The organism is Nocardia vinacea NBRC 16497 (assembly GCF_000308835.1).
Classification (GTDB): Bacteria; Actinomycetota; Actinomycetes; order Mycobacteriales; family Mycobacteriaceae; genus Nocardia; species Nocardia vinacea.
The window spans coordinates 1-4,426 of the sequence record NZ_BAGN01000345.1 but is presented as its reverse complement, the minus strand read 5'-3'; the positions used below and the strand labels follow the sequence as shown (position 1 = coordinate 4,426).

The window sequence follows — 4,426 nt, the reverse complement described above, 5'->3', positions numbered from 1 at the left end:
CCGTTGGTGCCTCCGAGCTCGATGTGCTGCCGTTGCTGTCCGGCGAGGTGTCGATCGCAGCGGTGAACGGCCCGTCGTCGGTGGTGCTGTCCGGTGTCGAAGCCGATGTCGTGGCTACCGCTGAGGCTTGTGCCGAGCGTGGTTGGCGGACGCACCGGTTGCGGGTTTCGCATGCTTTCCATTCGGCGCTGATGGAGCCGATGCTGGCCGAGTTCGCCTCGGTGATCGAGGGTTTGGCGTTCTCACTTCCGAGCATCCCGCTGGTGTCGACGGTGACCGGGGCACGGATCACCGATGAGATGTCGGATCCGGCGTATTGGGTCGGTCAGGTCCGGGACACCGTCCGTTTCGCGGATGCTGTTGCGGCGATGGCGGATCTGGGTGTGTCCCGATTCGCCGAGGTCGGCCCGGACGCCGTGCTCTTCCCGATGGTCAACCAGGTCGTCGAGGAGCTGACGGTGACCGTGGTTCCGACGGTGGTCGCGCTGGCGCGTCGGGGCCAGGCGGACGCGTCCGCCGTGGTGGCCGGGACGGCAGGGTTGTTCGTGACCGGCGCTCACGTCGATTGGGCCCGCCTGTACGCCGGTACCGGAGCCCGGCGCATCGACCTGCCCACCTATGCCTTCCAGCGTCAGCGCTATTGGATGGCCGCCGGGTCCGCCGCCGGTGGTGACGCCAGGTCGATGGGTTTCGCGGCCACCGGGCACCCCATGGTCTCGGCCGTGGTGTCGCAACCGGAGTCCGACGCGATCGCGCTCAGCGGACGATTGTCGGTCCAGACGCAGCCCTGGCTGGCCGACCATGCGGTCATGGACACCGTGTTGGTCCCCGGCACCGGTCTGGTCGAACTCGCCCTGCACGCCGGAGAACAGCTCGGCTGCACGGTGCTGGAGGAGCTGGTGCTGCGAGCGCCGCTGGTGCTGTCGGATTCGGCAGGGGTTGCGGTGCGGGTCGTGGTCGATGCCGAGGACGCGGCGGGTCGGCGCGGGGTGCGGATCTTCTCCCGCCCCGACGATGGTGTCGAGACGCCGTGGACGTTGAACGCCGAGGGCGGGCTCGCGCCGAAAATCGACAGTGCCGCGGTGGATCTGGTGTCTTGGCCGCCCGCGGACGCGGTCGCGGTGGATATCGACGGTGTCTATGACTCTTTGGATGCGCAGGGCTATCACTACGGTCCGGTGTTTCAGGCGTTGCGGGCGGTGTGGCGTGGATCGGATGGGCTCTATGCCGAGGTCGCGTTGCCTGAGGTGGCGCGGGGTGACGCGGAGCGGTTCGGTGTGCATCCGGCGTTGCTGGATGCGGCTTTGCATGCCTTGCGTTTTGCCGATGACACAGTGTCGGACGATGCTGGGCTGGCGTTGCCGTTCGAGTGGTCGGGTGTGACTGTGCATGCGGCGGGGGCCGATGCTTTGCGGGTTCGGCTTACTCGTATCGGTGAGCGTGGAGTTGCGTTGGATCTGGCGGATTCGACTGGTGCTGCGGTGGCGACGGTGCGGCATTTGGCGTCTCGGCCGATCGATCCCGCGCAGCTCACCGCGGGTACACCCATTTCTCGTACTTCTGTGTTCGATGTGAGCTGGGCGCCGATCTCGGTGTCCGGGAACGAGGTTGCCGCGGTGGCGTGGGCGGATCTCGGTGACGTGGGTGAGTGGGTTCCGCAGGTGGTGGTGTTGGATTGTCCGGCGGGCAATGATCCCGCCACTGTTCGTGCCGCTACTCATGGCGTGCTGGAGGTGCTGCAGTCGTGGTTTGCCGAGCCTGGGTTCGGTGAGTCGGTGTTGGTGGTGCGGACCGGTGGTGCGGTTTCGGTGGCCGGTGAGGATGTTTCGAATCTGGCCGGTGCCGCGGTGGGCGGCCTGGTTCGGGCCGCACAGACGGAGCATCCTGGCCGGATCGTGCTGATCGACAGCGATTCCGGCACAGACGGTCTGCTGGGCGGGATTCTGGCTGCCGAGGAACCGCAGGTGGCCGTCCGCGCCGGGCGGGTACATGTCGCCCGACTCGCCCGGGTTGCCGCCGCCGACGCTCCGGCGACCGGTTCCTTCGATCCGGACGACACCGTTCTGATCACCGGTGCCAGCGGCTTCCTCGGTGGGTTGTTCGCCCGGCATCTGGTGGCTGCGCGCGGTGTTCGCCGTTTGTTGTTGCCGAGCCGGCGCGGTGAATCCGCCACAGGTGCAACCGAACTGCGGGACGAACTGCAGCAGCTCGGTGCCGAGGTCGAGTTCGTCGTGTGTGACGTCGCCGATCGTGCCGCGCTGGCGCAGGTGCTGGCCGGCGTCCCTGCCGACCACCCGCTGACCGGTGTGTTCCACATGGCAGGTGTGCTCGATGACGGTGCGATCGCTTCGCTGACTCCGGCCCGCATGGATGCGGTGTTCGGGCCGAAGGTCGATGCCGCCCTGCACCTGCACGAACTGACCGCCGATCTGCCGCTGCGGGCGTTCGTCGTGTTCAGCTCGGCGGCAGGTGCATTCGGCAACGCCGGCCAGGGCAACTACGCCGCGGCCAACGCCTGCCTGGACGCACTGGCGGCACACCGCAGGGCATCCGGGCTCCCCGGCACCTCGCTGGCCTGGGGTCTGTGGAGTATGGACGACGGTATGGCCGCGGAGCTCGGTGACGCCGAGCGGCGCCGGATGTCCCGGTCGGGCCTGCTGCCGCTATCGCAGGAGCAGGGCCTGGCGCTGTTCGACGCGGCGACCGGGCTGGACACGGCGGCCCCCGTCCTCGCCCGCTTGGATCTCGATGCCATGCGTGGGGCGGGATCCGCAGTGCCCGTACTGCTTTCCGGGCTGGTCCCACAGCGCCGGACGGCAGCCTCGGGTGCGTCGGCGGAGCTGCGGGCGCGGTTGGCGAGCACTACCGACAGAGAGCGCCTCGACGTGCTGCTGGAGATCGTGCGCGGTCAGGTCGCGACGATTCTGGGTCATCGGAATGCGAATGTGATCGCACCCGACCGGCCTTTCAGTGAGCTGGGCTTCGATTCGATCTCCGCTGTCGAGTTCCGTAATGCCCTCGCGACCGCGACAGGTCTGCGGTTGCCTGCGACCGCGGTGTTCGACTATCCGTCACCGCAGGCGCTGGCCGAATATCTGGCCGGCCAGTTCGGCGGCCATCGGGACGCGGAGCCGGCAACGGATCTGTCGGAGAACAGTATTCGCAACGCCCTCCAGACGATCCCGCTCGCCCGTCTACGCGACGCGGGCCTGCTGGACGCCCTCATGAAGCTCGCGAACGGGCAGGACGGCCAGGACGACACCGATCAGACCGTCACGGATGAGTCGATCGACGAGCTCGATATCGACGGCTTGATCGACCTGGCCTACAACAACTCCTCCGAGGACTGAAGGACCGATTGATGACCAAGCCCGACGACAATACTCAGAAGCTGGCTCAGGCCCTCCGTGTCTCGCTCAAGGAGACCGAGCGGTTGCGTGCCCGCAACCGCAAGCTCGAGTCGTCGCTTCGTGAGCCGATTGCGATCGTGGGTATGGCGTGCCGGTATCCGGGTGGGGTCGGTTCTCCCGAGGAGCTGTGGAACCTGGTTTCCGCTGGGACCGACGCGACGTCGGAGTTCCCGGCGAATCGCGGCTGGGACACCGAACGCTTGTATGACCCGACCGGTGAGACGCCGAACTCCGCGTATACGCGTGAGGGTGGATTCCTGCATGCCGCAGGGGAGTTCGATCCGGCGTTCTTCAATATCAGCCCGAATGAAGCCGCGCTGATGGATCCGCAGCAATTCCTGCTGCTGGAGACTTCGTGGGAGGCGTTCGAGCGGGCGGGTGTCGACCCCGGCGGGTTGAAGGGCAGCCGGACCGGTGTGTGGGTCGGCATGATGTATCACGACTATCCGGCCAACGCGAATACGGGATCTATTGCTTCGGGGCGGGTTTCGTATGTGTTCGGTTTGGAGGGGCCGTCGGTCACGGTGGATACGGCGTGTTCGTCGTCGTTGGTGGCCATGCATTCGGCTGCGGCCTCGTTGCGGTCGGGCGAATGTGATCTGGCGTTGGCCGGTGGGGTAGCGGTGATGGCGACTCCGGAAACTCTGGTGGAGTTCAGTCGACAGCGGGGTTTGTCGCCGGATGGCCGGTGTAAGTCCTTCGCGGATGCGGCCGATGGTGTCGGCTGGTCCGAGGGTGCTGGAATGTTGGTGCTGGAGCGGCTGTCCGACGCCCAGCGCAACGGTCATCGGGTGCTTGCGGTGCTGACCGGTTCGGCGGTGAATCAGGACGGGGCGTCGAATGGTTTGACCGCGCCGAACGGTCCGTCGCAACGGCGGGTGATTCGCCAAGCGCTGGCGAATGCGGGGGTTTCGCCGGTCGATATCGATGTCGTCGAGGCGCACGGCACGGGTACGACTCTGGGCGATCCGATCGAAGCCCAGGCGCTGCTGGCCACCTACGGGCAAGAGCGTGCT

Annotated in this window: 2 protein-coding genes; both read left to right on the top strand. The window is 67.0% G+C overall.

The genetic code is table 11. The features are described from left to right. On the top strand, positions 1-3,350 hold a 3,350-nt coding region (locus ON44_RS33975; protein ID WP_040698255.1), incomplete at its 5' end, for a type I polyketide synthase. 11 nt (positions 3,351-3,361) lie between these two features. Further along, positions 3,362-4,426: beta-ketoacyl synthase N-terminal-like domain-containing protein (locus ON44_RS33970; RefSeq protein ID WP_040698253.1), on the top strand; the 1,065-nt coding region annotated here is incomplete at its 3' end.